The sequence below is a fragment of the Roseibium sp. QJM3NY_11 genome (genome assembly GCF_056173175.1).
The window spans coordinates 3,544,565-3,566,854 of sequence record NZ_CM149660.1 but is presented as its reverse complement, the minus strand read 5'-3'; the positions used below and the strand labels follow the sequence as shown (position 1 = coordinate 3,566,854).

Genomic DNA, 22,290 nt, shown 5'->3' with positions numbered 1-22,290 from the left:
TATTCAATGAAATCGTTTCAGTTCATTCTGCCGGTCGCGGGCGTCCTTGCCATGGGGCTCGCCGGGTGCCAGACACAGAATGCCGGCAACAGCGCGGCACCCGCGGCTACGCGGACGGCCAAGCCGGTCACGGCGACCACAACGCCGCGCACGCCCGCGCGGGTAATCGTGCCCAGGGAATCCGGCGGCAACGGCGGCGGTAGCGAAAGCGGCGGTGGCGGCGGCGGCGGCGGCGGTGGCAGCCCCGGTGGTGGCGGCGGCGGTTCCTGGGGCTGACCGGCAACCGAGAGTAAACGTCATGTACAAGTCAATTGATCAACGCGTCCGGCGGCGCTTGCTTCCGCCGGTCTGCGGGGTGCTGCTCGCGCTGTTGTGCGTGTCGCCGACCGTGGCGGGCGAATGGCGCGCCCTTGTCATCGGGGTCGATGCCTACCGGAATGTGTCGCCGCTGAAAGGCGCCGTCAACGACGCCAAGGATATCGCGGCGACCCTCACGGCGGCCGGGGTCGGTGATCTGACGACCCTTTATGACGGGGAAGCCACCCGTGAGGCGGTGCTGACCTCCTGGCAGGCGCTCCTGTCCCGGTCGGCGCCCGACGATATTCTGGTGCTGTCTTATGCCGGGCACGGCGCGCAGGAAACCGAATGGGTCGCCGGGTCCGAAAAGGACGGGATGGACGAGGTCTTTCTGCTCGCCGATTTTAGCCTGACGGCACCGGGTAACCGGGAGCGGCTGCGCGATGACGACGTGGCGGCGATGCTGCGCGCGGCGGGTGGACGCAGCGTGCTCGTGCTGGCGGACAGTTGCCATTCCGGCACGATGACACGGTCGATCGATCCCAGAATCACGCGTCTTGGAACTCGCCTGGTGGGCCTGCCTCCACTGGAAAACGACGTGTTGCGGTCACAAGAGCCGCATCCGGTCCTCGCCGATCCTGCGCGTGACGGGCAGGATGTGAAGTCTCTGGCCAATGTGATCTACGTCGGCGCCACCGTCGACGGGCAGGTGATCCCCGAACTCGTGATTGCCGGTCAACCCAGAGGTGCCCTGAGTTGGGCCTTCGCACGCGGTGTCGAGGGACGCGCCGACCTGGACAAGGACGGTGGCATTTCCATGGAGGAACTGAGCCGCTTTCTGCAGGAGACCGTCCGCGTCGCGACGGAAGGACGGCAATCGCCGAGCCTGAGCATCGGCGGCCAGACCCGTGCCGCCGTGCTTCCGAGGGTGGTGGACGACATTCTGGAACGCGATGACGGCACCCTGACAATCACCGCAAGCAGCCCGGCCGCGCTGCCTGTTCTCAAAAACCTGGCAGGCGACCACGGGGGACGGTTGCAGGTGATTGAAGAAGGAGCGGCCGATCTCTACTGGGACGTGGACGAAGGCGATGTCCTGACAAAATTCGGCGATGTCGTTCTGCGCGCCGGTGCGGCGAACGCGGACGGCTTCGGAGCGGTCGTCTCGAAATGGGTATTCCTCTCCGATCTCTATGCGCTTTCCCGGCAACGTCAGCCGATCGAAGGACGATTGCAGCCGTCGGTCGGTCACATTCCGGAAGGGTCTCCCTTCAAGGTCGGCCTGACCTCGGACCGGGAAGGATACATGGCCGTCTTCGGCGTTGAGGCCGACGGAACCTTGCGCCTTCTGGCCCCCGACAGAAGGGCTGATCCGCAAGGCACCGACACGACAGTCGGGGCCGATCTGCCCTATGTCCTGAACCTCAGGGCTGCCCTGCCATTCGGTGCCGACCATATTGTCATGGTGCGGTCTCAGGAACCCATGCCGCAACTGGTTGGTGTGCTCACGGCGCTGGACGGTCGCAAACTCAATACGGCGATCACACCCGGTCTGTTGAAGCTTGTCGGCAAATCGGCTGACGCGATCGGCGTTGCGGCGGTCTACACGCAACCGGCGGGCTAGCCGATTGAAATCGCTTTCGCACATGTGCCGCGGAATTCTTGTTTGTGTGACCATGGCCACACTCTTTTCGCCACGCTTTGCTAGTATCATCACTTGAAATCGCGGCGGACCAGGTTCTCGTCCGGGCCGCGGAGAGTTCACAGATCCAGGAGTTGGTCATGAAACAGGTGTCCAAGATCATTCGCATGAGACGATGTTCTCGGTCAGTTCACGCATTTGCCGCGTTTCTGCTGGGCATGGCCGCCGGCACGGGTGTTGCCTTTTCCGAGCCGGTTGCGCTTGTCCTGGACAGGTCGGAAGGCGTTCAGGTGCAGGCTTTCAGTGAACTTATGCCCGGAGATGTGATCGATCTGGGAGCGACGGGTCACGTCGATCTTCTCGACTATGCGGCCTGCCAGGAGGTCCGGATAAAGTCCGGCACCCTATCCGTCACCACCGGCGCATATGCCATTTCCGGTGGTGAGGAAGAAGTTCTGCGGGCCGGCAACTGCCTGCAGGCGAACAGCGGATCGGACAGCCAGCAGCCGGACAAGGGGTTGACCGTCACATTGCGTGGCCTGGATCTGGAGACCAAGAAAGCGGCCTCGCTGATGCTTCGCTTCGACAACAAGCTGCGGGATGAATATGACACGGTGTTCGTGTCCTTCGGCGGCGGGGCGCCGAAGCGATTCGATGTTCTGGACAATATTCTGACCGAAATGCCGGACCGTGATGCGGAAAACGAGGCCGTGGAGGTTGAACTCTTCCTTCAGGGCAAGGCGCCGGACTTCGGCGTCATCATGCGCAAGATCACCATTGATCCGGTCCAGGTCGGGCGGAAAACCGCGGTTGTCATTGTAAAATGATTTTCGGCGGCCGGTTTGCGGACGCAGTCTTCGGCCGGAAACAGCTCTTCGCTCTCATAGCATTGATCGCGACGGGGGCTGGTTTCGCTGTCGGGATGTCCTCTGAAAAGGCCATCTGGGAAGGGTGGGTGACGGACCGCCTCTTTCAGATACGTGCCCTGGTTGTCGGTGTGGACCGGCAGGAGCGCGCGCCCGTTCTCGTGGTCGGCCTGGACCAGACATCACTCGCTTCCGACAGGCTGGCTCCCATTCCGCGTGTCCTGATGACACCGGTGCTGGCGGAAGCCGGGCAGGCGGTGCTCGATGCCGGTGCGCTGGCACTCGGCTATGACTTCGTGTTCGCCTACAGCGCCGATGACTTTGTCGATCCGAGCACCGGCGACTCGCGCCTGTCGGGGTTCGATCTTCCCTTTCAGAGGTTCGTCTACCAAAACCGGGGCCGCGTGTTTATCGCGCATACCGAGGTGGGTGTTCCGCACCGGACCTTCTCGGCGGCGGCTGGGCAGGGTGGCGTGCGCTCCGTTATCGTCTCGACGGACAGCGACGGTGTCGTTCGCGAGCATACACCCAGCCTTCCGCTCTCCCAGTCGCCCCATCTCGTCGATGCGGTTCTGGGCCTGGCCGAGGCGGATATCGGGAAGAAATACACCGCGATACCGTCTGCCAGACTGGCGACCTCGGTTCCCTATCTTTCGCTGATCGATGTGCTGGATCTTCTGGAGAGCGAACAGGGACGGGCGCAGCTCGAGCGCTTTGTGGAAGGGCGGGTCGTTCTGTTCGGCGGCTTGCTGCCCTATGAGGACGAGCACCTTTATTCAGACCGGTTTCTGCCGCCCCAGGCCGATGGAGCCGTCGAGACGGGGCCAAGCGGCCGCCCGCGGGTTCAGCCCCAGACCGCCGGGGTCTTTATTCTCGCCGACCTTGTCGGGTCGGCGCTGTCGGGCCGCGTCGCGTTCGAGCCACCTGCCGGATTTCAACCGGGCCTGGCGATCGTCTTCGCGTTGACCGGAGCGCTCGCCGGCCTGTTCCTGCCGCTGTCCCTGCTGCCGGTCGTTGCGGTGGGCGGTGTCATGTGCGGCCTGGGCATCGGTCTGGCGGGCCTCGAATTCGGTGTTCTGCCGGCGCCGGGCGCGGCTCCCGTTGCCTTCGTCAGTTCATTGGTTCTGGCCGGGGTCGGCAAAGTGGGGCTTCTGCAACGCCGCCAAAGGTCCCTTGTCCGGCTTTTCGGGCACTACCTGGCACCGGACGTGATCAAGCATATGGCCCGATCGGAACAACTGCCCGAACTGGGTGGCGATACACGAAACGTGGTCGTGGCCTTCATTGATATCGTCGGGTTCACAAAAATGTCGGAGAGACTGGCCGACACGGATGTGGTGCGGGTGGTCAACGCCTGTTTCGACGAAATAGGCAAGGTGATCACCACTCATGAAGGCTACATCGACAAATACATCGGTGATGCCATCATGGCGGTCTGGAACGCGCCCAATTCCGTCGAGGAACCGGAACGGGCCGCCGTCGATGCTTCGATCGAAATCATCGAACTGCTGGACCATTTGCGCGGCATTACGGGGCAGGAGCAGCTCGACCTGCGCATCGCACTCAATCAGGGGCCGGTCCTTGTTGGGGACATTGGCGGTGAACACAGGCGCTCTTTCACTGTCATGGGCACCACCGTCAACACAGCCAGTCGCATCGAGGCGGTCGCCAAGGACAAGAAGGTTCGCCTGGCGGTCAGTCAATCTGTTGCGGAAAAACTGCCTGGAACCTACCGGGCCTTGGAAATCTGGACAGGACAGTTGCGGGGCCTGAGCACAGGCATTTCGGTGTTCACGCTGGACCGGTCGGAGATGTTCATGGAGCCGACGGACAGTCTTCCGGCCCCCAACACCGGGGACGGCCGATCCAGACTGGTCCGGTTCCCGAGTTAGGCTCCTGCGATGGGCAGGCAATTGATGCCTCTGTCCGGGTCCGGAAAGGTCTGTGTCCCGGGGGCGGGCGTCCACACAAACCGGCTCGCCTTGACGAGGCATCCGTTTTTCGCCATCACATTGGGGTGTGAAGACATAAATGAAGACGAAATGGCATTGGAAATGGAGACCACCCGTTAGGAAGCGTGCGCGGAGTGGGCGTCTTGCCCGGTCAAGCACGTTGACAACACGGGGTGAAGCCATTTCCACGTCCTCCGGATTTGACCGAATTGGTCCTCCTCTGCGTCGCGAAAGGCTTGAAAATGAAACATATTTCCTGCGCTTTCGCTCTTTGATGAAGACCAATTCGCCTCAAATCATTTTATCTTCGTTTATGAGTTCACACCCTAGTCAACAGAATTCGTGACCCAAGGTCTCTGCATGGCTCAATGGCCTGACACCCAAAGCCCGGGTTCGTCTCGTCCTGAAAACGACCGGACCGTCATCCGCCGTCCCGGGCAAGGTGCCGCGCCGGCTGGTGCCGCTCCCATCGGGGCGCAAACGGGCGGTGGAAAGCCACCTCCGCCGCCACCACCACAGCAGAAGAAAGCACCCGGGCGCAGTTCCAGGGCAGGGTTTCTGGCACTGGCTTTCGGGTGCCTTGTTCTGGGCGGGGCCGGTGGCGGGATCGCCCATCTGCTGGCGAGCGGTGCCATTTCCTTTTCGCCTCCGAAAGAGACCGCGCTTCCTGAAAGAGCCGAAGCCACGGCCACCGATGCTCCGGATGAACAAATCGCGGAGCTGCCGACTGAGGAGGAAACAGAGGTCGCCGAGGCCGGGCAGCAGTCGCCTGCGGAGGCGGCCTTCGCGAACGAAGAAGAACTGAACATTCCAGCCGACCCGTTTTACGACATGGCCCTTTCCGCCGTCATTCCGCTTGCCGGCGATCCGGTTCTGCTGAAGGACAGCGCCGCGAGTCGGCGCGTCGATCTGTCGGCGCGGGCGGTGCCGATTGCCGCGGACGGAGAATTGAAATCGGGCATCCCGGCGGCCAGCGCATTTGTTCTCGACAGCCGGATGCTGGACGACGACGGCAAACTGGTCATCCGCGCGCCCGGCAGTGAAGCGGACTTTCAGTTCGGCAATTTCGGCGGTGGCGACGAGTCCGACGGCCTTGTTGTCGACGAGCAGGACGCCGCTTCCGATCAGCCGGCTGATCTGCCGGTGTTCCTGAAACCCTCCACGGACACGCTGGATCTCTATCTTTCGGAGCGGCCGATCGGGCAGGGACCGAGCCGGATCGAACTGCGGCAGGAAATCGCTGAAGCCGTGTCCCTGAAAGCCTACCTTTTGGAGAACGGTTTTGAGGAGGAGGCGATCAAGCCCCTGCTTGAGTTTGCCGGAACCGAATTCAACAAGAGCGATCTGGTCGCGGGCGACAAGATCGCGTTGCGCGGCATCAGGATGCCGAACAGGCTCGGTCGTGTCGGCGACTATTACCGGCCGGTACAGGTTTCCATCTACACCCCGGACGATTATCTGGGCACCGCCGCGCTGTCGAACGAGCGCGACGGGCCAGCCTATGTTCATGGGGCCGATCCCTGGTTCGGCAAGACAATTGCACAAGACAGGATCGATGACGATCGGAAGTCTGCCGACACAAGAAGCCATCGGCTGATTGACGGTCTTTATGCCACGGCGGTCCGCAACGCCGTGCCCGCCTCTATCGTCGGCGAGGCAATCGCCTATCTTGCTCCGATGACGGACCTGCAGCAGCCGATCAGGGAGGGCGAGCGCTTCACCCTGGTGTTTACCGATATGCCGCGTGACGACAAGCGCGGCGGCGGCAAGGTTCTGTTCGCCGGCGTTCGGCAAGGCAATGACTGGTCGGTACGTTGCTATGTCATGAAGGCTCCGGGAAACCGGGGGTTTGCCTGCGTGAGCGAGGGCGGCAAGGTCAGTCTGTCGGGGGCCATGCTTGTTCCGGTGAAAGGCGTGCTCACCTCGAAATTCGGAATGCGCTTCCACCCGATCAAGAAAACGGAAAGACTGCATGCAGGTGTGGACTGGGCGGCTCCGACAGGAACGCCGATCCGGGCGGCATTCTCCGGGAAGGTGTCCTACCGCGATGTGCGCGGCGGTTATGGCAACTTCATAGAGCTTAGCCACAAGGAAGGCACGACCAGCCGGTATGCCCACATGCATGAATATGCCGATGGCATTCAGCTTGGATCCGTGGTCCAGGCCGGTGATCTGATTGGGTATGTCGGGACCACGGGCCTGTCGACAGGCCCGCATCTTCACTTCGAAATCAGAATGCGTGGCGAGCCGACCGATCCGCTTTCATTTGAAATGGAGGCCGGTTCGGATGCGCCGCAATCCGTTGCCGGCAGCGATATCAGAGACTATCAGAAGTCCATCACCGAGATCCTGACAGTCCACTAGGCGGAATACCAGGCTCGACGAACAAGACCTTGTCTGATGGCTTGATCCGGTCCGTCGGCAAGGAGCGCCGCGCGTCCTGGCCGATGCCCTGCAAAGCCCCGCGACACGCGTCTGGCCGAAGGACCTCCAGGCGCGGTCAGATGGCGCGGAATCAACACGCCCTGGTAGAATGCGCCATGGACCGTCAGAAGTGTGACGCAGATCCCATCGCTCAGGATTTGTGATGTATAGTCTGCCGGGGACGCAACAAGCTCCGAGGCAAAGATGTCACAACCGGCAGCCCGACTGGGTGATTTTCATATGTGCGCGATGACGCCCGTACCGCCCGGTCTTCCGATTGCGCCGCCATGCAAGGTGAATGTGCTGATTGGCAAGCGCCCGGCGGCCCGGCAGACGGACCTGTGTGTATGCGTCGGTCCGCCTCCGGCAAATGTGGATCCGATCGTTTTCGGGTCACCGACCGTGCTGATCGGCAAGTTGCCGGCCGCGCGCATGGGAGACCCCACCGCGAAGGGCGGTGTCATAACGACCGGAGAATTCACCGTTCTGATCGGTATCTGAGACCCGCTTCAGCCCCGGCTGGAGACCTGGAATCGCGTACCCCGGCCTGTCAGCAGGCCGGGGTTCGTTTTTGCGTTCCATTCAGTCCGGGGAACCGGTTTCAATCTCGATTCCGTCTTCACCCGCTTTCAGCGTGGCCTGCGTGATCTCTTCCCCGTTCATCTGCGCGGTCAGGAAGGCCCGCGACAGTTTGGGCAGGAGATCATTGGTGATGATGTTGTCGATCATGCGCCCGCCGCTGTCCGGATCGCGGCACAGCGAAACGATATGGGCGACGACATCGTCGCCAAAGACGAGCTCCGCGTTCCGGTTCTGCCGGACCCGTTTGACGATGCGGTTGAGCTGCAGCCGGATGATGAACCCGAGCATGGACGGCGACAGCGGAAAATACGGGATCGTGACGATGCGGCCGAGCAGGGCAGGCGGGAAGACGTCCAGCAGGGCGGGGCGCAGAGCTTCCGCCAGCTGTTCGGGATCCGGCGCGTTCGGGTCCGTCGCGGCCAGGTCGGGATCGCTGGACACCGGAGAATCGAGCATGTGGCTGGCCGCGTTCATGATGATCTCTGTGCCGACATTCGAAGTCAGCAGGATCAATGTGTTGCGGAAATCGATTTTCCGGCCCATGCCGTCTTCCATCCAGCCCTTGTCGAAGACCTGGAAGAAGATTTCGTGGACGTCGGGGTGGGCTTTTTCGACCTCGTCCAGGAGAACCACGGAATAGGGCTTGCGGCGGACGGCTTCCGTCAGACGGCCCCCCTCGCCATAGCCGACATAACCGGGAGGCGCCCCTTTCAGTCCGGAAACGGAATGGGCTTCCTGGAACTCCGACATGTTGATGGTGATCATGCTCTCTTCACCGCCATAGAGCGTTTCGGCGAGCGCCAGCGCGGTTTCGGTCTTGCCGACGCCGGACGGGCCGCACAGCATGAACACGCCAATCGGCTTTTCCGGATTGCCGAGCTGGGCACGGCTGGTCTCGATCCGCTTGGCGATCATGCCGAGACCGTGGGCCTGTCCGATCACGCGCTTGGTGAGGTTTTCTGTCAGGCTCAGGATGGTCTGCATTTCGTCCTGCACCATCCGGCCGACCGGAATTCCGGTCCAGTCGGAGATGATGCTGGCAACGGCCTCGTCATCGACATAGGCATAGACCATGCGGTCGTCCTCCGGGATGTCCGACAATTCCGCCCGTTTGGCATTCAGGGCATCGCGAATGGCGTCCTCACTGGTCAGATCCACGTCCAGATCGAGCTTGATCTCGTCGATCGGCACGAGGGCCGGACCTTCGCTCTCGGGATCCTCGATGGCACCGCCTTCCGGATGCGGTGCCGGCTCGCCGCCCCGCAATTGTATGAGCGCCGAGTTCAGCCTGCGGATCTCCGCGACCAGCTTGCGTTCACGCTCCCAATCCGACCGGACTGTCTCGATGCTCTTTTCGGTGTCCTCGATTGCCGTGTTCAGCGTGTCGAGTTTTTCGTCCTGGTCCATGCCGAGTTCGGCGTCGTTGGTCAGGGCCCGTTTCTCGGTTTCCAGGAAGCCTTTCTTGGCGACAAGATCGAGCAGCCTGGCCGGTTGGGCGGCCTGGGAGATGTTCACCCGTGCCGATGCCGTGTCCAGGACGCTGACGGCCTTGTCCGGAAGCTGGCGGGCCGGAATATAGCGATGGGACAGGGTAACCGCACTGCGCACGGCACTGTCGAGAATACGCACCTGGTGATGGTCTTCCATCGGGCCGAGCAGCCCGCGCACCATGGCAAAACACTTTTCCTCGTCCGGCTCGTCAACCTGCACCGGCTGGAAACGCCGGGTAAGGGCCGGATCCTTCTCGAAATGCTGGCGGTATTCCGACCATGTGGTGGCCGCGACGGTGCGCAGCGTGCCGCGTGCCAGCGCCGGCTTGAGAAGATTGGCGGCATCCCCGGTTCCCGCCGCTCCGCCGGCGCCGACCAGGGTGTGGGCCTCGTCGATGAACAGGATGGTCGGGATCAGGGACCCGTGCACGGCATCGATCACCGCGCGCAAGCGCTTCTCGAACTCGCCTTTCATCGAGGCGCCGGCCTGCAGCAGGCCCAGGTCGAGCGCACACAGCCGTGTGCCCAGCAGGGCGGGCGGAACATCGCCGGCAACGATCTTCTGGGCGAAACCTTCGACGATGGCCGTTTTGCCGACGCCGGCTTCCCCGGTCAGGATAGGGTTGTTCTGGCGGCGGCGCATCAGCACATCGATGACCTGCCGGATTTCCTCGTCGCGCCCGACGATGGGGTCGAATTCCTCGGCCCGGGCCCGGGCCGTGAAATCCACCGTGAACTGGGACAGGGCATCCTCGCCGGGGCCTCCTGCCGCGAGGGCTTCGGCCGGCCGCTCGCCGTCTGCCGCGGTCTTGGGTCCGGAACCGTCAATCGGGCGAGAGCGGGCCTCGCCGGAGGCGTCGACGATTGCGTCCAGATTGTTCGCGATTTCATCGCGCTTGAGTTTGTTGAACGCAGACGACAGCCGGAACAATTGTGTCCGCGATGTATCGTCGTCCAGCACCGCGATCAGCACATGGCCCGAGCGGATCTTGTAGTCGCCGAAGCTGAGCGTGCTCACGAACCAGGCGCCTCGCAGCGCTTCAAGGAAGGGTTTGGACATGGACGGCAGTTCGGTCTGATTGATCTTGAGATCAGAGATCGCACTCTGCAGGTCCTTGTCGAGAGCACTCAGATCGACATCGAAATGGCGCAGGATCTGGTAAAGGTCCGATTTCTCGTTCCGCAGCAGATAGTAGAACCAGTGCATCAGCTCCACATGCCGATGGCCTGTGTCCTTGGTCAGCCGCATTGCCTTGTCGAGGCTCTCGTAGGCTACCGTGGTAATCTTGTACGCAACGTCTTCTACTGAAATGTCACTCATGGTACCGGTCCTTCAGACTTGAGACCTATTGATAAACGGTGGTGTGCCGGCGGACGGGACGGAAACGCGTATCGGTCAGCATTTCCTCGTCTTCGAGCGGTTCTTCCGCTCCTGTTTCCGCCGGTGCGGCAGGCTTCAGCCAGCCGATATGGCCCAGCGTTGCCGAATTGCGTCGGTCCATGCCGATGGCGGAGGCGCAGCGTTTCGGCAAGGCAAGTTCGATTTCGTACTCGATCTCCAGTCCCAGATAGGAATCGATGAGATCAAAGAGCTTCTCGGTCCATGGATTGGGCCGCGCACGTGTCGGCGGCAGGAATTTCCGGTATTCCTCGAGAGAACGCGTGAAGATACGGATTCGGATCTTGTCGCTGACACTGTAGACCTTGGCACCCACGATCGTGTCGGCGCCGAGTTGTCCCGCGCCACCGGGACCGAAACCGCCAAGTTGCAACTGATCGTCCTTGTCGAGATGCAGCCAGGTGCCGACGCACTGGTCGATATCCACCTTCACGCCGAACACGCCGGTTATCAGTGCTTTCAGGCGCGCGGCGCTTTTAGTCTTGGAGGACGTCAGTCCGGCATAAAGAAGTTTCAGACGGTCGTCGATGCGGTCGAGATCGCGGTAGATCGGCGTGCCGATGCCGATCGACGACCCGATATACGCCAGGAACCGGTCGTCGTCGGGTCTGTCGTGCTGCACGATCGGGCGGGCATCCGCCCAGGCTCTGAAAAACAGCTGCACGAAGCGGTTGTTGAACACATCCAGAAAGCGCGGAAAGCTGTCGTCACCGCGCAGGCCGCGCATGATCGCCTCGTCCGTGTAGGACGCGGGCAGGGCGCCCTGCGGGCCGAGCATGCCCAGGAAACGTTCCAGCAGCACCAGGCCACCGTCGGCGTCTCGCGTCGCCCGCTCAATGGTCGAAGGTGCGAACTCGCTGGAGGGATCCTGGCCGAAACGGACGATGTCTTCCAGCATGCGCCGGCTCTTGCCGATCCGTGGCGGTGCGGGCTCTCCGGATTGCTTCGGGCCCATCCCCGTCAGGTTGGCTCCCGAGGCGCTGGTTCCCGGTGCATTGGCTTCCGGCGAAGTCTGACCTTCCAGCATGCGCAGGACGGCAAGAAGATCGTGACCACCGGGGTGTTTCTCGATCCGTTCACTCAGGGCAGCCAGGAGCGAGGCATATTGCTGCTGGACCGGCAATTCGATCCTGGGAGCCTCGGGAGGCTCTTCGTCCTCATCGCTGGCCAGAGTTTCGGGAGGGTCTTGCGGCACCCCGGTCTGAAGCGCCGTGTGATGGTCGTCGCTATCCGGTGTCTCGTCGCCGGCAGAAGGTTCCGCAGTGCCGTCACCGTGCATCGCAGATGCCGGCGAAGGTTCGCTCGGCTCTGTTTCCGGTTCGGGCGGTTCACCCGCGTCCGGCAACGGCGCCACCGAACTTTCCGAAACCTCCGGGGCCTCCGAAGTCGCCAAATCGCCGGTTTCACCGGTTTCACCGGCTTGCGCGACCGAGGCGACGTTGGTGGGGGGCGCTTTTTCGGTATCGGATGGATCTTGTTCGGGCCAGGCGGCCCGATCCGTGCCGCCGAATTGAACGATCGTCTTGTCCGCTGGCTTTGGGCGCCTGGTCAGGTCGTCGTCTTCGGGACCTGTCATAGGATCCCCTTCGCGCCGATCCTGGGCGGCCACTTCATGATGATGCCGCGTTCCGTCGTTGCGATCACGCATTGGGTAAAGTGGTTGATGGACGCGTATTCCGCGACGAACCGGTCCAGCACCGCTCCCAGAAGAAACGCGCTCGCACCCTCGAATGCCTTGTCATCAAGCGTTATCGTGACTTCAAGACCGCGCGCGACGCCGGTCCCCGACTTCTGCTGGAGCCTGCGCACCACCGGGCGTGTGGAAACGGACCGGACCGATTGCGCCTGCCGGTCGGCGGCATTGTCCGAAAGCGGCGCGAACACGCTCAGGATGTCGCGAAACGAACGTCCGTCCTCGCCGGCGGCCGAATGAACCAGCCCGGTATGATTGAGCGCAAGAATGTTGATCAGCCGCCAGGCAATGGCTCCGGCATGGCCCTCTTCGCCGAGGCGCTCGTTGTAGGACAGGAGCGGAGGCCTGGGAGACGTTGGACCGGCGACACAATCGACCTTGAGGCCGACATCCTCCAGAATGCGGAAATCGCCGGTCGGCGACTTGTCCTGACCGGTGCCCACGGGAAGATCCGCGGCCAGCGCGCGGTTGGATGCCATCACTTTCAGCGACAGCTCCGCGAGACGTTTCTTGCCGCTTTGAAGCAGGGCAGACGCCTGCGCGCCGCTGGAAATGGATATGAAGGTTTCGGTGCCGATGTAGGAACTTGGCTGCTGACGGCGAACTTCACTGGAAGACTGGCGGCGCGGCAGCCGCCGGATCGTGTAGAACCATTCGTGTCCGGCTTTTTCCGTGTCCGGAGCAACGCTGTAGAGCGGCTCGATCGCCCGTTTCTCACCGCCGGAGAAATGCGCGTTGACCTCGGTCACCGAATGGACCTCGTAGTCAAGCGGCCGGGTCCGGTCGGCAATGACCGCGAACTCGTGCTGCCCCTTCTTGATCGGGACCCGGTCCGTCTGACGCTCGAACAGGTTCACGGCGGGTGTCGTGTGCAGGGCGAAGATCTTGTCTTCGACATGAGCGGGAAGACGGGAATCGGCCTCGTCGAACACGAATATGATGTCGAAGGACTTGGCCTTTATCCGGTCGAGATAGCGACGCAGCCCGGTCAGTTGAAAACCCAGGTAGCTGCGCGGAAAATTGAAATAGTCGCGCAGGTGGTCAAACCCGGTGAACAGCCTCAGGTCGTTTCCGAGCAGCGCGTCGTCCTCGTCGAAGCCGAGCTGCTTGATCGCGTTTGCCGGGAGGCGCTGCAGGCTTGCCTGGCCGAAGGCGTCCTCGGTTCTCAGATAAAGCGCGATGGTGTGGCCGAAGATCTGTTCGTAGACTTTCGCTGCCAGGTCGATCGGGCCGATCAGCCGGACGGGAAGATCGTCGATACGGCAGCCGGCAACCTGGTACTCAGGCTTTTTCAGCGCCTCTTCCGCCGAGACCTCGTTCTCGCGGTCTTCCGCCATGCGGTGGGTGAGCGTGATCGCAAGCCCCGCCCGTGTGCGGCGATCCTCCGCCATGTCTGCGCCGAGGCCGGACACCTGGGCCGCGGAACTGAGGTATTTCGCGGCCGTGAGTTCAAGCGGCGTCAGTGTGATCGGCGACGTCAGCGTGAAGCGGCAGCGGACTTCACCCTGTCTTTCGCGAAAGACAGCTTCCATCGGGGCATGCCGGCTGATCTTGATGCCGTTGCGCAGGTTTGAATCGCCGTATTTCGGGACCACCCGGGCCAGCACCATCGAGGGGATCGGGGCAAGGGCGGTTGGATAGAGCTGCTCGAAGAGATTGGACGTGAATTCGGCGAATTCATGTTTCATCTTGAGCTGAACACGCGCGGACAGGAATGCGGTGCCCTCCAGCAATCCGGACAGCATCGGATCCGAGCGATCCTCCAGCAGGCCTCCCAGCCGCTCGGCCACCGCGGGATAGGCTTCCGCAAAGGCGGCACCTTGTTCACGCAGGTAGATGAGTTCCTGATTGTAGAGGTCCAGAAATTCGCGATTCATGAAGTTGCCCCGATGATCTTGATCCTGCCGAAGGCCGGATCGACGTCCGCGATGAATTCGCTCGAGACCCGGATCGGATCGCAACGGATTTCCGCCTTGATGATGAAACGGACCTTGAACGTGTCGCCGTCCGTGCTGTCGTCGCGCGTCACCTGCAGGTTGCGCGGGTCCATGCGAGGCTCGAAGCGCGTCAGGGCCACGCGAATGTCCTCAGCCAGCCGGTCGATGCGCACGGTGTCAACGATGTGAACCGAGAGATCCGGAAGGCCGAAATTCAGGACGGATGACGCGACTTCCGGAAAATCGGACAGATCCTGTGTCGAATTGAGATTGACCGTGTTGAGCAGGGCCTGGAGATCGCGGCGGACTTCCGCGAGCAGCGTGTGTTCCGAAACGCCGTAGGCTCTGGAGAGGCGTCTGCCGGAGCGGAGACTTCCGACGGTCTTGTCTTCCTTCTGCCTGGCCTGGGAGTCCCTGTAGTCCCGGTCTTCCATGGCCCGGAAGGCCCACATCAACGGGGAGTGCATTTTCACGGTTGATTTAGCCATCGGCCATGCCCACGCTGACTGCTTCCCCTGGAACTGATTGTCGTTTTGTCGGCGGTACGCTCTGATCCGCAAGTCGGCCGCCGGCCAGCTCTTTAAAAAAACAGGCTGCCGCGCGAGGGCGCGGCAGCCATTCAGGCCGAAGCCTTATTTCTTTTCGTTTGCCGCAATGTCCCAGGCAAACTCCGGAGCGGCGCCCTTGGAACCGTCGTTCTTCTGTTCGGTGTAGATGTACTTGTACTCACCGAAATTCAGGGTGCAGCTTTCCGTGATCCGGTCATCGGACCCGCTGCCGCCGGTCGAGACGTTGGTGACAATGATGTCCTTCATCTCGATCTTGATGTATTCCAGCGGTGTATCGCCGGCCGCCTTGCGCACGAAAAGAGTGCCCTTGGTGATGTGCTTGCCGGTCGAGACGTGCTGAAGCAGCACCGGTGTCGACTTGTCGACGAATTTGGTGATGCTCAGGTCCTGAAAATGAGCCTTGCCGGAGCCGGAGCCGCCGCCCATGTGGGTGGTGCCCGACTGGGAGGCGCCCCAGGACCAGGACAGGACGTTAATCTTGTCCTTGTGGGCCTTGTCCTGAGCTTCGCCTTTGATGCCTTCAAGTTCCAGAAAAAAATCGACAGCCATTTGAATAGATCCTTTTGGGTGTTGACGGCCAGGTGAAAAATCCTGGCACAACGTCTGCTAAATCTGACAACTACCTCGGACCTCACGGTCCAAACCCCTAGACGCTTGCGCGACTTGTTTGTACCTCCGCCCGGCTGAGCCGGACCGCATCCTTTGGGGATGCATGCCGGAGGGGCGGACCCCGCCTCTCCGGCAATTCGTAAAATCAGGTGCCGTCCTGCGGGATGCGGGACGCCAGGCTCATGCCGATGTCCATGCCTTCCAGCTGGTAGTGCGGACGCAGGAAGAACTGGGCACGGTAGTAGCCGGGGTTCTCCTCGTCGGGGACGATGGTGACCTTGGCTTCACGGAGCGGCTTGCGCGCTTTCGTTTCCTCGGTCGAGTTGTCCGGATCCCCGTCGACATAGTCCATGATCCAGTCGTTCAGCCAGCGCTGCAGCTGAGCCGATTCCTTGGTCGAACCGATCTTGTTGCGCACCATCACCTTGAGGTAGTGGGCAAAACGCGTGGTCGCGAACATGTACGGCAGGCGTGCTGACAGATTGTCGGACGCGGTGGCGTCCTTGCCGTCCTTGCCGGAAAATTCGCGCGGCTTGAAGACCGACTGGGCCCCCAGGAATGCCGCCTGATCGGTGTTCTTGCGGTGGATCAGCGGGATCAGGCCGAGGCGGGAGATTTCATGCTCGCGCCGGTCCGAAACCGCGATCTCCGCGGGACATTTCTGGTCGACGCCGCCGTCGTCCGTCTCGAAGACATGCGTCGGCAGTTCCTCGACCAGTCCGCCGCTTTCCACGCCGCGGATCCGCACGGTCCAGCCATATTCCTTGTACGCCCGGTTGATGTTGGCGGCCATTGCATAGGCGGAGTTCATCCAGGCGTAGTTGTTGTGGCTGTCCTCACCGAATTCCTCTTCGAAGGCGAACTCCTCGACCGGATCGGACTTGGCGCCATAGGGCTGGCGGGCGAGCACACGCGGCATCGTCAGGCCCAGGTAGCGGGCATCTTCGGATTCGCGCAGCGTCCGCCATTGTGCGTGGATCTCCGTATCGAAGATCTTCGACAGGTCGCGCTTGGCCGGCAGTTCGGTCCAGCTGTCCATCTGCATCAGCTGCGGGTTGGCCGCGGCGAGGAAGGGCGCATGAGCCGCAGACGAGATTTTCGCCATGCCGCGCAGGACGGTGATGTCCTGGGGTTCGTAGGAGAATTCGTAGTCCCCGACGAGACAGCCGTAGGGCTGGCCGCCGAGCTGACCGAATTCGGCCTCGTAGATCTGCTTGAACAGCGGGCTCTGGTCCCACTTGGCACCACGGTAGCTCTTGAAGACGCCGGCAAGCTCGTTCTTGGAGATGTTCAGGAACTGCAGCTTCAGCGACGCATCCGTTTCGGATTGGTGAACCAGGTAGTCAAGTCCGCGCCAGGCACTTTCCAGCGTCTGGAACTGCGGCGCGTGAATGATCTCGTTGACCTGTTCCGACAGTTTCTCGTCCAGCTTGGCGATCATCTCGTCGATGGTGTCGTAGACATCATCCTTGATCAGTCCCTGGTCGGAAAGCGCTTCCGCGAGAAACGTCGACATCGCGGTGTCAACCAGCTGGTTGGCCGTTTCGTTCTCGTTCTTGATGCGGAAATTCTGTTTCAGGATCGAGGCAAATTCCTCGGGGCTCTGTTCGCTGGTGGCTTCGCCGGCAGCTGCGCCGCCTGACTGGGCGCTCGTATCCGTGTTGCTCATTTACGCCTCCTCCGTGCCGTCGCCGTCTGCCGAATTGTCGGAAGACTGGGATTTTTCAGCTTCGATTTTCTGTGCCAGGGCCTGCATCAAAGCCGGGTCCCTCGTCAGTTCTTCCAGTTGCGAGATCGCCTGGACACGGCCGTCCATCATCGTGCGCAATGCGGCCAGGCTTCGGCGGGCATCCAGCAGTTTCTTCAGGGCCGGGACCTGTTCGGCGACCTTGCCCGGTGTGAAATCGTCCATGCTCTTGAAACGGAGCTGAACGCTCATCTTGGTGTCGTCCTCGCCGGACAGCTTGTCTTTCACCGTGAAGGCGGTGCCGGGCTCGATGGCTTCCATGCGCTTGGAGAAATTGTCCATGTCGATGTCGAGAAGCTTGCGGTCGTCAATGTCGGCTTTCTCGACACCGGGGCTGTCTCCGGAAAGGTCCGACATGATGCCCATGACGAAGGGCAGTTCGACCTTCTGCTCCGCATCGAACGGATCTTCATAGAAGATGTGGACCCGGGGAGGCCTGTTGCGCTTGATAAAACCTTGCCCACTATTGGAAGCCATTTTACTCGCCTTTCATCTTCGTGATCCGAAAAAACAGGGATCGTTATTTAGTCAAATACGGACGCAGAAAACTTATTTGTTCAGTTAGTCAGTGAACCTGCGTTTCGTCTCTTGAATATCTATGTACTGCGATTGTTCGAAACAGGAAGTGATCGCAGTCACACCATCGACGGTTTGGATTTTTCTTTCAAATATTGAGGACCTGTTGTTCGAATGAGTCAAGAAAGAAGCTTGGAGTTCGCGGAAATGGCGAAAAGCGGTTTCATCGCCGGGATCAGTCGTCTTCCGGCCGCAGGAACAGATTGAGCAGACCGGTGAAGGAGCCGGAACTCATGTTCTGGGCCTCGTCGAGAAGCATGGGGATCGGGCTGGTCGGTTCGTTGGCGGAAAAATAGCCCTTGACCGAAGCGATGCCTTTCATTGCGTCGGCCCGGTTCTCGATCACCATGACGGAAAAGCCGTCGATGTCGCCCAGGTCCCGGTCGTCGCCGTCATTGAGATCGTTCAGTCTGTCATTCGACAATTGCAGGCCGCTTGTGCCCAGCAGCAGCGCAACGTCGTCAAACCGCCTCGGCATGAGCACCTTCAGGGCGTCGAGATAGGACTTGCCGACCAGACCGCGGGCTTCGCGCACCAGAAACAGCGCCGGATGGGAGGGTTCCCTCGAGGCGAAATAGTCCTCGACCGCATCCAGGATGAGTTTTGCCTGCGCCGCGTTCTTGATGTCCGCCTGGTTGTCGGTGGAAGGCGCCGGCCCACCGGTGTCTTGCTCCGGATCGTCCACGGGCTCTTCCGTGTCGTCCGAAATCCGGCCAAGCCTCCGGTTCAGGTCGGCGCCCATCTCCTTGAGGAGCGTGGTCAGGGCCTCGAAATCGGGAGGAGCCGCCTTTGCATTGCTTTCCTTGAGCCGGGTCGTACAGATCTCGGCAATGGCCTCGAGTTCGCCCGGCAGATCGGAAAGATCCTGCAGAACTTCCTCTATGGCATCCTGTTCGATCTCTCCGGACGTCAGCGCCGCTTCGATGGCACCGAGCGAAATCGTGTGTTCGTCGGGCCGCGCCGTCGCGTTGCCGGCGGCGATCTGTATCGCGCGGTAACTGATCGGGCCGGTCCGGCGCGTCTTCAAAAGGGCAGCCGCCTCGAGCGGCAGGAACACCGACGGCCTGCTGTTCAGCGCCTCGAGCGTACCGACCCGTTCCATGAAGCCGAAGTCCGCGTCGGACGGGTGGACGCTGTCCCAATAGTTTTCCAGCAGCTTGCGGATAATGCGAACCGCATTGGCAAACGTGTTGAGCTGACCGCTCAGCACGCTGAATTGCGCCAGGGCGACGAGCAGCCTGAGGTCCCTGGATTGCTTCAGGAACCCGTCCATTTGCTTGAAGAGGTCGGAAAAGTCGATTTCGGCGCGGTCGAATTCGCTGAACCGTTCCGGCAGCAATTCTTCGCAAGAATCGAGAAGCGCGGCAAAGGCCGGCTCGGTATCGTAAAGGTCCGGTCCGCAGCCGGCGCCTGGCGCGACTTCGGTGCCGTATTTTTCCGGATCAAAACTCATTGCTGCCCCCCAGCCCGGACGAATGCTCCGGGTCCGGCCCCATGTCTGCTGCAGGCCAGGCCGGATTTCAGCCGGCCGGGCCTGACTTGTTCGGTGACTACTGTTCGAGGATCAGCTTGCTTTCGACGCGCCGGTTCGAGGGATCGTTGAGATCGGCGACCTTGGGTCTCGACTTCCCGTAGCCGACTGTCTTCAGCCGGTCACGGCCAACGCCCAGTCCCACGAGAAACTCGCTCACCGCCCGCGCGCGGTCTTCGGACAGACGCTGGTTGTAGGACGTTGAGCCGATCCCGTCCGTATGGCCTTCGATCACGAAGGTTGCGCCGGCAAGATCCGGATCCCTGATGCCTTTCGCGAACTCGCTCAAATTGACCTTCGCGGAAGGGCTCAGTTTTGCCGAAGCGTATTCAAAGGACACCAGAAGATTGAATGCGACATCGATCGCCTGGGTTTCCGGGTCGACGACAAGCGGCTCGGCGGGGCCTGATGCGGTCGCTTCGGTTGACGCGTCCGGATTTTCCTGAGTGACGGCAACCTGTCCGCCAGCTTCCGCCGCCGCATTCGGATTGCACTCGTCACGCGTGCCGATGCACAGCGCCCGGGTCCTTCCGGTGGGCTTCAGGGAACGCGTCTTGAGCTGCTTGAAGTGACGGGTCACCTCATCGGCGGAATAGGTCGGGTCCTGTGCGGCGGCCGGCAGGACCGGAGTGAATACAATGCCGATCAGGAGAGCTGCCGCGGTCGCGGACAGAACGCGGCGGCGAGCGCCTGGGACAGGCTTTTTGAGTATGGAAAAATCAATAATTCGGGTCACGGCTTCAATCCTCCCTTGTGGAGTGGTCGAATGCGTTTTCGCATCGGGCTTCGAAATACATCGTGCCATATCTTGACAATAATAGTGTGGCGAAAGTCACTAAAGTGCGATTTGATGTCAGTATGTCGGTTTGTAGCGATTTGGCAAGGGGCGGAGTTGTCGGGATTGATGTTGATGAGCAGGCTAAGTAGTAATCTATAGTGGCCGAATTAGTAGGCTCGAAACCAGTTCACGCGCAGGGCGCCCTTGGATCGGCACGAAATATAGCGTTTAAAGTATTTGCAACAATTGTGTTCTTGAGCACATTATTTTTGACGGAAACGCAATAGGCACTGGAGGACGGCAGCTGACCGGCTGCCCCTGTCAGAACCAAAGTTTTTCCGAGGAGATCTTTCGTGGCCTTAGGACAACTCAAACAACAGCAGCGGATGGCCGAACTGACGTCGGTCTTTGGCGCGGATGAGCTCTCCATCGTCACCGTCGAGTGTGATGAGGGTCTGAGTGACGATTTCGAAATCCGTCTTGAGGTTGTCAGCCAGAAGGAAGATCTGGACTTCGACCAGGCGATCGCGACGCACATGACGGTCAAGGTGCTCACCAACAATGGTGACACCCGGTATTTTGACGGCTTGCTGACCGATGCCAGATGGCTCGGGCACCGCGATTCCTATTACATCTACAGGCTGGTTCTCCGGCCCTGGTTCTGGTTGCTCACCAAGAACTCGAATTGCCGTATTTTCAAGGACATGACAGCGCCGGACATCATTTCCCAGGTTCTCGGCGAACATGATTTCGCCGACCACAGGAAGAAGCTGACCGAAAGCTACGATCCGATCCACTACTGCGTCCAGTACCGGGAATCGGACTATGGTTTCTGCCGCCGCCTGATGGAGGAAAACGGGATTTCGTATTTCTTCGAGCATGAAGACGGCAAGCACACGATGATACTGGCCGATGCGAAATCCTCCTACAGCCCGATCATGGGGGACCCGGCGATACCGTTTATCCCTCTTGGCGGCGACAACCAGCGCAAAGAAGAGCATCTGTATCACTGGATCCCGACGCGCCGGTTCCGGACCGGAAAATTCGCGGTCAACGACTACGATTTCGAGAAACCCAGCGCCTCGCTCGAGGCGGACCGCGATGCGGGGTCGTCCTACCGCGCCGGGTCGCTGGAGCGCTACGACTATCCCGGCCGCTATACGGAAAAGGACAAGGGCACGAATTTCTCCAAGATCCGGCTGGAGGCCGAACAGGCCGCCGACAAGCGGATCGAGACCGCAGGCGAAGTGCCGCGGATCCATGCCGGAGGCCTGTTCACGCTGAAGGAACATCCCCACGGGCCGCAGAACAAGGAATACCTTGTGGTGCGCGCAAGTCACCAGATCATCGCCGAACAGTACAGGACTGGCGGCGGCGGTGCCCAGGGTGAGGCCTACACCGGCACATATGATGTTCTGGCCTCCGATATTCCCTTCCGGACACCCGCCGTGACGGGCAAGCCCCGTATTCCAGGCCCGCAGACCGCGAAAGTCGTGGGGCAAGGCGAAATCGATGTGGACGAATACGGTCAGATCATGGTCGAGTTTCACTGGGATCGCGACAAGACGCAGTCCCGGCGGGTGCGTGTGGCCCAGGTCTGGTCCGGCAAGAACTGGGGCGGCATCTACATTCCGCGTGTCGGCCAGGAGGTCATCGTTCAGTTCCTGGAAGGGGACCCGGACCAGCCGATCATTGTCGGGACGGTCTACAATGCGGAAAACATGCCGCCGTATTCCCTGCCGGGGGAGAAGAACAAGGCCGGGATCAAGTCCGACTCGACACAGGGCGGCGGCGGCTACAACGAGTTCGTGTTCGACGATTCGAAAGGACAGGAACTCATCGGCATGCACGCCGAGAAGGACATGGAGACCGTCATCGAGAATGACGAGATGCTGCATGTCAAGAATTGCCGGGAAACGCGGATCGACGTCAACCGGACCGAGGATGTCGGCAACAACACGACCGAGACGATCGGAATGAAATGGAAGGTGACGGCCGGCTCGAAGATCGAGTTCATCTGCGGCGCAAGCAAGATCACCATGACACCGGCGTCGATCAAGATCGAGTCCGCGAAGATCGACGTGATTGCCTCGGGCGTGCTGAACACCAAGGGCACGATGCACAATGTGACCGGCAGTGCGTTGTTGAAGCTGAAGGGCGGACTTGTGATGATCAATTGACGGCGCGGTGCTGAGACT

General features: G+C 61.1%; 16 protein-coding genes. 7 read left to right on the top strand and 9 right to left on the bottom strand.

What is annotated here, in order from left to right:
- The first annotated feature begins 6 nt into the window (after positions 1 to 6).
- The 6 genes from AC0VX3_RS16490 (at position 7) to AC0VX3_RS16465 (ending at position 7,682) form a co-directional block, all read left to right on the top strand.
- Entirely contained in the window at positions 7 to 276 is a 270-nt protein-coding gene (locus tag AC0VX3_RS16490; RefSeq protein ID WP_475521416.1) for a hypothetical protein, read from the top strand.
- 22 nt (positions 277 to 298) lie between these two features.
- Positions 299 to 1,921, top strand: a complete 1,623-nt coding sequence (locus AC0VX3_RS16485) for a caspase family protein (protein ID WP_475521415.1) — start codon at positions 299 to 301, stop codon at positions 1,919 to 1,921.
- A gap of 158 nt (positions 1,922 to 2,079) precedes the next feature.
- Positions 2,080 to 2,766, top strand: coding sequence for a hypothetical protein (locus AC0VX3_RS16480; protein ID WP_475521414.1), 687 nt, complete (start codon positions 2,080 to 2,082; stop codon positions 2,764 to 2,766).
- A gap of 128 nt (positions 2,767 to 2,894) precedes the next feature.
- Positions 2,895 to 4,697 carry an adenylate/guanylate cyclase domain-containing protein gene (locus AC0VX3_RS16475; protein ID WP_475521413.1) on the top strand — a complete coding sequence of 601 codons (1,803 nt, stop codon included), beginning with the start codon at positions 2,895 to 2,897 and terminating at the stop codon, positions 4,695 to 4,697.
- A 420-nt stretch (positions 4,698 to 5,117) separates the two neighbouring features.
- Positions 5,118 to 7,121, top strand: a complete 2,004-nt coding sequence (locus AC0VX3_RS16470) for a peptidoglycan DD-metalloendopeptidase family protein (RefSeq protein WP_475521412.1) — start codon at positions 5,118 to 5,120, stop codon at positions 7,119 to 7,121.
- 264 nt (positions 7,122 to 7,385) lie between these two features.
- Positions 7,386 to 7,682, top strand: coding sequence for a PAAR domain-containing protein (locus tag AC0VX3_RS16465; RefSeq protein ID WP_348148137.1), 297 nt, complete (start codon positions 7,386 to 7,388; stop codon positions 7,680 to 7,682).
- A gap of 81 nt (positions 7,683 to 7,763) precedes the next feature.
- Here the strand turns inward: AC0VX3_RS16465 and tssH are convergent, their stop codons facing one another.
- From tssH to AC0VX3_RS16420, 9 genes are all read right to left on the bottom strand, one after another.
- Complete coding sequence (gene tssH / locus AC0VX3_RS16460; protein WP_475521411.1) at positions 7,764 to 10,574, bottom strand: type VI secretion system ATPase TssH; 2,811 nt, start codon at positions 10,572 to 10,574, stop codon at positions 7,764 to 7,766.
- A gap of 25 nt (positions 10,575 to 10,599) precedes the next feature.
- Positions 10,600 to 12,228 carry a type VI secretion system baseplate subunit TssG gene (gene tssG / locus AC0VX3_RS16455; RefSeq protein ID WP_475521410.1) on the bottom strand — a complete coding sequence of 543 codons (1,629 nt, stop codon included), beginning with the start codon at positions 12,226 to 12,228 and terminating at the stop codon, positions 10,600 to 10,602.
- Positions 12,225 to 14,222 carry a type VI secretion system baseplate subunit TssF gene (gene tssF, locus AC0VX3_RS16450; protein ID WP_475521409.1) on the bottom strand — a complete coding sequence of 666 codons (1,998 nt, stop codon included), beginning with the start codon at positions 14,220 to 14,222 and terminating at the stop codon, positions 12,225 to 12,227. The genes tssG and tssF overlap by 4 nt, the downstream gene beginning before the upstream one ends.
- The gene (tssE, locus tag AC0VX3_RS16445) at positions 14,219 to 14,770 is read right to left on the bottom strand and encodes a type VI secretion system baseplate subunit TssE (RefSeq protein WP_342894966.1); all 552 of its coding nucleotides are present in this window, start codon (positions 14,768 to 14,770) and stop codon (positions 14,219 to 14,221) included. Before tssE ends, tssF begins: the two co-directional genes overlap by 4 nt.
- A gap of 144 nt (positions 14,771 to 14,914) precedes the next feature.
- Complete coding sequence (locus AC0VX3_RS16440) at positions 14,915 to 15,400, bottom strand: Hcp family type VI secretion system effector (RefSeq protein ID WP_475521408.1); 486 nt, start codon at positions 15,398 to 15,400, stop codon at positions 14,915 to 14,917.
- A gap of 205 nt (positions 15,401 to 15,605) precedes the next feature.
- Positions 15,606 to 17,129 (bottom strand): type VI secretion system contractile sheath large subunit, encoded by a 1,524-nt coding sequence (gene tssC, locus AC0VX3_RS16435; protein WP_475521407.1) that lies wholly within the window; start codon positions 17,127 to 17,129, stop codon positions 15,606 to 15,608.
- A complete protein-coding gene (gene tssB, locus AC0VX3_RS16430) occupies positions 17,130 to 17,684 on the bottom strand; it encodes a type VI secretion system contractile sheath small subunit (protein ID WP_342894963.1) in 555 nt (184 codons plus the stop codon).
- A 274-nt stretch (positions 17,685 to 17,958) separates the two neighbouring features.
- Positions 17,959 to 19,236, bottom strand: a complete 1,278-nt coding sequence (locus AC0VX3_RS16425) for a type VI secretion system protein TssA (protein ID WP_475521406.1) — start codon at positions 19,234 to 19,236, stop codon at positions 17,959 to 17,961.
- 97 nt (positions 19,237 to 19,333) lie between these two features.
- A complete protein-coding gene (locus tag AC0VX3_RS16420; protein WP_475521405.1) occupies positions 19,334 to 20,050 on the bottom strand; it encodes an OmpA family protein in 717 nt (238 codons plus the stop codon).
- A gap of 395 nt (positions 20,051 to 20,445) precedes the next feature.
- Here AC0VX3_RS16420 and AC0VX3_RS16415 point away from each other — a divergent pair, with 395 nt between their 5' ends.
- Positions 20,446 to 22,272 (top strand): type VI secretion system Vgr family protein, encoded by a 1,827-nt coding sequence (locus AC0VX3_RS16415; RefSeq protein WP_348148116.1) that lies wholly within the window; start codon positions 20,446 to 20,448, stop codon positions 22,270 to 22,272.
- The last annotated feature ends 18 nt before the right edge of the window (positions 22,273 to 22,290 follow it).